At 57.7% G+C, this 7,029-nt stretch carries 5 protein-coding genes and 1 pseudogene; 3 read left to right on the top strand and 3 right to left on the bottom strand.

Annotation, left to right across the window (positions count from 1 at the left end; translation table 11 throughout):
- The coding region (locus EN932_RS24825) for a sensor histidine kinase (RefSeq protein ID WP_164890608.1) at positions 1 to 936 on the bottom strand (936 nt) is incomplete at its 3' end.
- Positions 933 to 2,372 carry an ATPase domain-containing protein gene (locus EN932_RS24820; protein ID WP_128369135.1) on the bottom strand — a complete coding sequence of 480 codons (1,440 nt, stop codon included), beginning with the start codon at positions 2,370 to 2,372 and terminating at the stop codon, positions 933 to 935. The genes EN932_RS24825 and EN932_RS24820, both read right to left, overlap by 4 nt.
- Before the next feature lie 241 nt (positions 2,373 to 2,613).
- On the opposite strand from EN932_RS24820, the pseudogene EN932_RS24815 reads away from it, so the two are divergent.
- The 3 genes and pseudogenes from EN932_RS24815 to EN932_RS24805 all read left to right on the top strand — a co-directional run bounded on the left by EN932_RS24815 (position 2,614) and on the right by EN932_RS24805 (position 5,943).
- Positions 2,614 to 4,544, top strand: a pseudogene (locus EN932_RS24815) (PAS domain S-box protein).
- Between the two features lie 727 nt (positions 4,545 to 5,271).
- The gene (locus EN932_RS24810; protein ID WP_128338332.1) at positions 5,272 to 5,655 is read left to right on the top strand and encodes a hypothetical protein; all 384 of its coding nucleotides are present in this window, start codon (positions 5,272 to 5,274) and stop codon (positions 5,653 to 5,655) included.
- Positions 5,656 to 5,697: 42 nt separating this feature from the next.
- Positions 5,698 to 5,943: a hypothetical protein gene (locus EN932_RS24805; RefSeq protein WP_063170814.1), complete on the top strand. Its 246-nt coding sequence runs from the start codon at positions 5,698 to 5,700 to the stop codon at positions 5,941 to 5,943.
- Between the two features lie 327 nt (positions 5,944 to 6,270).
- On the opposite strand, the gene EN932_RS24800 is transcribed toward EN932_RS24805, so the two are convergent.
- Positions 6,271 to 7,029 (bottom strand): chemotaxis protein CheB (locus EN932_RS24800; RefSeq protein ID WP_164890607.1); only part of this gene is annotated, 759 nt, incomplete at its 5' end.

Genomic DNA, 7,029 nt, shown 5'->3' with positions numbered 1-7,029 from the left:
CATATAGCGTGTCCCATATCCCACTCGCGAGGGCTCGACTACCGTTGGTCCTCCTGCTTCGGTCCATCTCAACGCCAGCACTGGTTCCGAGCTCGACGCTATATTCCATTCCAGGCGTATTCTGCCTTCGGGACGGGACAAGCCGCCATATTTGATGGCGTTTGTCGCTAGTTCATGAAGTGAGAGGGCAAGAGTTGTGCCGGCATCGCGCGACAGCAGCACCTCGGGTCCGTCGATCGTGATGGCAGCTTGTTTCTTGGAAAGGTATGGCGCGAGGACCGATTTTGCGACATCCGTTAAGGCCACGGTCTCGCCACCGGCAGCAAAAACTGCAGAATGAACATCCGACAAGGCTCTCAATCGCCCTTTGAAGTCTTCTGCAAGCCCTTCTGCCGAGATCGCACCGCGCCTGGTCATATCGAAGATGGATATGACGGTCGCCAGGATGTTTTTCACTCGATGATTTAGCTCAAGGCGGAGTTCCGTCTCCCGCTCAAGATAGTCACGCACGTCGCGCTGGCGAATTCTGGTGAGGAGTGCCGACTGGATTCCGCTTATCAGTTCGAGCGCAGCCACTGGACGCTGATAGTATATCTGGCGCGAACGTGGCCAGGCAGCACTCAGCGCCGCTTGGATGCGTGACTGCTGTGCCCCACGGTCCAACAAAACAACGATTGGAATTTCCGACCAATTGGGCTGCGCCTGAAGGAAACCTTCAACTGTTGCGATCGCCTGAGGATTCAAGGCTTCGTGGGTGACAACCAGCACTCCAGGAGACAGTGCAAGCAATCCCTCTAAGTCCTCGGGGCTCGCCGCTCGAGCCCGTAAACCACGTTCCTGCAGCAGGGAGGCGGTGTAACCAGCATCCTTGCGGTAAGGCGCCAAAATGAGCACCCAATCCAGTGTTCCCAGCCCGTTTCGCTCGACGTCGCTCACGTCTCGGGCAGAGGATTGTAGGCAACCACGGAAACGCCGGAACTCGCGATGAAAAGTTCCCGGACATCGAGATCGTGGGGACCGTGGCGTTTCTTGACAACCGTGATATTGCGCCTAAGGCGGCCTTCATGCTCGGACATGCGCAGCAGAAGCACGGTGTCGCCAAGAAAACTGACGTCCACGTCGATCCCAACATTCTGCCCGAGCAAACCATGCTGGGCGACAATGAGCATGGTTAGCACGTCAGCGCGAGCGAGATGTTTCAGGAGAGACTGGATGTCCAGCACCGCCTTTTCCCGGTGGGGAAGAGAATTCAGATAGCCGGTGAAGCTGTCAATCACGACTACCCGGGTATTGTTGCGACTGACGACTTGCTGCACAATCTGGCCGAACTCTCCGGGCGAGATTTCGTTCGGACTAAAATCGTAGATGACGAGTTGGCCGTCCTTGTAGAACTGCCGAAGATCCATCCCAAGGCCTTCGGACCGGCGAAAGAAAGTCTCCAGCCGCTCCTCAAACAGGAACAGGGCCACGCTCTCGCTCCGTTGAAGCGCGGCAGTGGCGTAAAGCGACGACATCGTCGACTTGCCTGTCCCCGACTGACCAATCACGAGCGTTATGGTTCCCGACTCCTGGCCGCCGCCGAACATCTCGTCGAGAGCGTCTACCCCTGACTTGATCAGCTGCGGCTTGGTCACTTCGGCAGGCGACCCGGGCACAATCCTCGGAAAAACCACAACGCCTTCGCCTTCGCGAATAGCCATATCGTGATAACCGTCTGCAAACGGCACACCGCGCAGTTTGCTGACTTCAATACGCCGCCGCACGCCGCCGTAGTCCTCGAGAGATTTATCAAGCCGGATCACGCCGTGGGCAATGCCCTCGATTTCCTCGCCATTGTGATCGCCTCCGCTGGTCTGGGTGTCGAGCAACACTGCCACAATGCCCCGCTTGGCCAGGAAGGCCTTGAAACCAATCAGCTCGCGCCGGAACCTCGGTGTGTCGCCGGTAATCAGCCGGATCTCGAGCAGCGAGTCATAAACGAGCCTGTGTGGCTTGTGTTCTTCAATCGCGCGTTCAATCGCCTTGCGCGTCTCATCCAATCGAAGGTCCGCAGTCTGGAAAATCGTCTGATCGGCCGCTCCGCTCAAGGTCTCCGAAGCGGACAATTCCTCAACGCGGATGCCATCAAGCGTCCAGCCGTGTGAGGACGCAATCGCTTGCAGTTCGGCGGCGGTTTGCGAAAGGCTGACATAGATGCAGCGTTCACCGGCTGCCACACCAGCGCGCAGGAATTGCAACGCCGCGGTCGTCTTGCCTGCGCCTGGATCGCCTTGCACGATGTAGAAATTTGAAGCGGGCAATCCACCGCGAAGAATTTCGTCCAAGCCGGCAATGCCGGAACTTACAACGGGCTGCTTCTTTCGCTCGGTCATTCCGCCATCGTCTCCAAACAGGAATCGCAAGCCGCCAGTATCACAGGTTCGAAGTAGAACTGGGTGGAGCGATCGGCGGCCCGGCCCGGTATCTGAAATTCCAATTTCTGTAACGGCCGCGCCCCCGTCAGGCAAGTAGCTCGTTGCAGGCCACGGCAGTCACGGCCTGTGCCACAGCGCGCACGCCTTCCCATCGTCTGTGGAACCATCCAAGACGCCAGCAGTTTCACAGAGTTAACAAATGAACGGATGGGGTATGATTCAAGGGACCGTCGATAAAGCCGATGAGGATCGCTACCGCGTTCTCGTCGAGGCCGTTACTGATTATGCGATCTATATGTTGGACCGTTCGGGAACCGTGACGAGTTGGAACGCGGGGGCCGAGCGGTTCAAAGGCTATTCCGCGAGCGAGATCATCGGTCAGCATTTCTCGTGCTTCTACACGGAGGAGGATCGCGAAGCTGGTCTTCCATCGCGGACTCTGGAGACAGCAGCCCGCGATGGCAAATTTGAGACCGAGGGCTGGAGGGTTCGTCGCGACGGGACTCCTTTCTGGGCTCACGTTGTGGTTGATCCTATACTCGATCCAAGCGGCAAACTAACCGGCTTCGCCAAAGTCACCCGTGATCTTACCGAGCGCAAGAAAGCGGAGGAGGAAATCCGGAAAAATCAGGAGCAGTTCCAGCGTCTGGTTCAGGGCGTGACGGACTACGCGATCTACATGCTTGATCCTGAAGGCGTAATCACGAGCTGGAACTCGGGTGCAGAACGCATCAAAGGTTACTCGGCCGACGAAATAATCGGCAGGCACTTTTCGCAATTCTACACGCCCGAGGATCGCGAGCGAGGCAGTCCGCAAAGTGCCCTGGAGATCGCCGCCCGTGAAGGGCGAGTTGAGCGCGAAGGCTGGCGTATACGCAAAGACGGCACTGCGTTCTGGTCCCACGTGGTCATCGACGCCATTCGGCACGAGGATGGCGAACTCCTGGGGTTCGCGAAGATCACACGCGACATTACGGAGCGGAAGAAGGCGCAGGAGTCCCTGGATCAGGCACGTGAGGCCCTTTTCCACTCCCAAAAAATGGATGCGATCGGCAAACTGACGGGCGGCGTCGCTCACGATTTCAACAATTTGCTGATGGCGATTCTGGGTAGTCTTGAGCTGCTCCGCAAACGGCTTCCCGACGATCCACAATTGCTGCGTCTTCTCGACAACGCGGTGCTCGGCGCGCGACGGGGAGCGTCCTTGACGCAGCGCATGCTGGCCTTTGCCCGGCGGCAGCAACTCGATCCAAAGCCTGTCGATTTGATAGGGCTCATACACGGAATGAAGGATCTCTTGGAACGATCGCTGGGCTCAAGGGCGATCATAGAGACGAAATTTCCGCTCTCGCTCGATCATGTAATGATCGATGAAAGTCAGATCGAACTTGCCTTGCTCAACCTGTGTGTCAACGCCAGTGACGCCATGCCTGATGGTGGGACGATCATCATTTCCGCCCGGATGGAACAGGTCGGCGAAAGCAATGGTGCTGGCTTGGCTCCCGGCCATTATGTCTGCCTCTCGGTAGCCGACAGTGGCGAAGGAATGGACGGAGAAACGCTGGCTCGGGCGACGGAACCGTTTTTCACCACAAAAGGCGTTGGCAAAGTACGGGTCTCGGTCTGTCTATGGTGCATGGGATGACAGAGCAAATGGGCGGGTGCCTAGTGCTCAAGAGCTCCAGGGGAACCGGAACCACAGCGGAACTATGGCTGCCGATCGCAACCGCGAGCTCGGAATTCGCGCGCGGGCCGGATGTTCTTGCAGAGGAAGCCATTGAGACGGCGTCGCTGCGGATTCTGGCAGTGGATGACGATGCGCTGGTCCTTTTGAATACCGCGGCAATGCTCGAGGATCTCGGCCATACTGTCGCGGAGGCGCATTCTGCGGCGGCAGCCCTCAGGTTACTGGAGGAGCAGCCGTTCGACCTCGTCATAACGGATCATGCTATGCCGAAGATGACGGGCCTGCAGCTATCGAATACGATCAAAGTCCAGTGGCCGAACGTACCCGTCATTATAGCAACGGGCTACGCCGAACTCCCGGGGACTCGCGACATCAAAATTCTCAGCAAGCCGTTTACTGAAGAAGAATTGGCGAACGCAATAGCAGCCGCTAATGTCGCGTAGGGTCGCCTTAGAGACCACCCCCTTTGAGTTCCTTGATGCGTCAAGCTGGGATAAGATCCTCCAATATTTTTCTCTGAGAGTACTTGCGAAGCGGCAACCTGCTCGGCGGTCAGAAGGGAGTTTTCTATGGAAAGTGTACGTTCAGGCAGCCGATTCGTGCGAGAGGACGACTTCGTTCTTCGAAAGATCGCTTTGGTCGCCTGCCCTACCAGCCTATGCCGCACTTTAGCTCCCGGATCTAACTTGCAAGGATTGGGAACCCGCGAGGCGTTGTTCTCGCAGTCGCGCAGTCAAGCAGGAGTGCGGACAGGCCTACCCAGCAGCTAAACAGAAAAGCGCCGGCGCTGGGTCTTCACCGGGGCTAAGGGCATGTACGAGCTACCCTGCATGTCCACGTTTCAGCCTGCGCTAATATTGTAAATGAATGACTGTGCGCACCGACTTCTCCGGGTCGTTGCGTTTGGCGTCACTGTGGTTCCCGAAGGGCCGATATACTCCACCAGCGCGAGGCATGACCGCTCAGATTCTGTTGGTCGGCGCCAACGTTCGCGCACCTCTGCGCCGGCCGCCGCGGCACTTTGAGGTGAAGTGCCGCTCACCGGAGCTAAAACCCAGCAATTGGCCGACAATCGCCGAATAGCCGATTGGTTGAAAACGTACAGCGAATCCGTTGGGGTTATGCTGGACAACAGGGTAAACAATTCCTTTCGCTGGAAGGGAGGCCGCGATGGTTCGAACGCATTTAGAAGTTGCACAAGGCGTAATCGCAACCGGCTATCTTGTTCGGCATAATTCCATGATCGGAACTGCCAAGTTTCGCCAAGACGTGGATCGTTCAAGGCGCGCAATCGAGACATCGCGCGAACTGCTCAAACGCCTTCGCCAACGTCACCACGATGACATGGCGCGAGGGTGGGAAGATCCGGGCGTGGCAAGCGTCGCCGTCTCCGCCTTTGACGCCGACATTCTCCGATCGGGATTCCGAGAGTTGGTCAGGCAAACGGGTGTGCCTGAGTATCAATGGCGTGATCTGGCCACGAGCCTGGTACATGAATTCACCGGGTGCGAGCAGATGGAAACCGGCCTGGTGGATTGGATCACCAGCAAGTAGCGCTACAAGGAAACCTTTTTGGGGGCTCGGAATTAGGGTCGCATGGCCCGCTTCTTCTTTGATTTAACCGACGATGGCGAAGTCTTTCCCGATCCTGAAGGAACCGAAATTGCGAGCCGGGAAGCCGCTGAAGATGAGGCAGCAAGAGCGTTGCTTGAAATAGCCAAAGACCGGATGCCGGACGGCACTTTCAGAGAGGTTGCCATCGATGTCCGCGATCACACCAGCAAGCTCCTATTCTCCGTGAAGGTCACGTTCGAGTTGGTGCGTGAGCCGCCCGACGGATGAGGACGCGGCCCTAGCTATTCATTATGGCTGCGCACCAACGCCAGCGGCATTCGGTCGCTGAGGCTGCCATCATTGCTTTCGAACTGCAAGACGCCTGAAAATGCGATTGGCGCCTTCTGCCGTCGAGGTAGAAATGACGTCGTCCGCCTGACGCTAATGTGACCTAATATCGTTGTTTGCCGCCGGCATTGAAGGATGTTTGAAGAATGACTCGTGTTGACCACCCTCGCTGTCTCTGTGGGGGATCATGGTTTCCGGCAAGTCGCCAACCCCGTACCGTGAGCCCCGGACCGAAATAAGTTCATGGTTGTCGAGGCGTGTGTTTTGTCACGGCCTTCGACGATGGATAATTTCTTCAATAAGTTTCGCGTCGGCTTCGTGTTCCGCGGCCCGCGTAGCCATTTGGCTGGCCAAGCTATGTCTTTCCCGAGCGGCTTCTCGTTGCGCCGTCCGTTTCGCCAACTCGGCCCGCTGCTGGTGCGCTCTTAGAAGGCTCCAAAGGGCCTGTTCCGCATCGTCCGCCTGGGCCTGCATCAAAACGTCCGCTCCGAATGCATGTCCAGTGTGACAACGGTAACGGGTAATCGGCCCGTCTTCGATCTCCCAAAGCGGTCCGTGACATTCGGGGCAGACAAATGTCGAGGGGATGCCAAGCTGGCGTTCTGTCTGTTCCATTGTGCTGTGCTCCTGAGCAGCAATCGCAGCCTCAAGGCGGATGACAGGCGGGATTTCTGGTGTCGGCCCTGCGAGTTCGGACGCAAGCCTGCGCAACAGGCCAGCCATTTCGGACAGGGCGACGCAATGGTCGACTTCCACATTCTGCAAGGCGCTCAGCGGCATATCGGGTACTGCAGCGTCGTCGGGATCTTGAACCACGCTGACCCCTCCGCAAATCTTGATGGCGCGCAAGCCGGCGGTCCCGTCGGAGAGGCTGCCCGTGAGCACGACACCAATCACGCTGCCGCCAAAGCTGCAGGCCGCTGATCGAAAAAGGGGATCGATGGCAGGGCGCGCCAAATTCTCCCGCGGCCCGCGCCGCAGCAGCATGTGATCATCATGTAAAAGCAGGTGAGCTCCGGGCGGTGC

The sequence above is a fragment of the Mesorhizobium sp. M7A.F.Ca.US.002.01.1.1 genome, from assembly GCF_004022955.1.
GTDB lineage: Bacteria > Pseudomonadota > Alphaproteobacteria > Rhizobiales > Rhizobiaceae > Mesorhizobium > Mesorhizobium ciceri.
The sequence above is the reverse complement of the archived record's forward strand: the minus strand, read 5'-3'. Positions and strand labels throughout refer to the sequence as shown.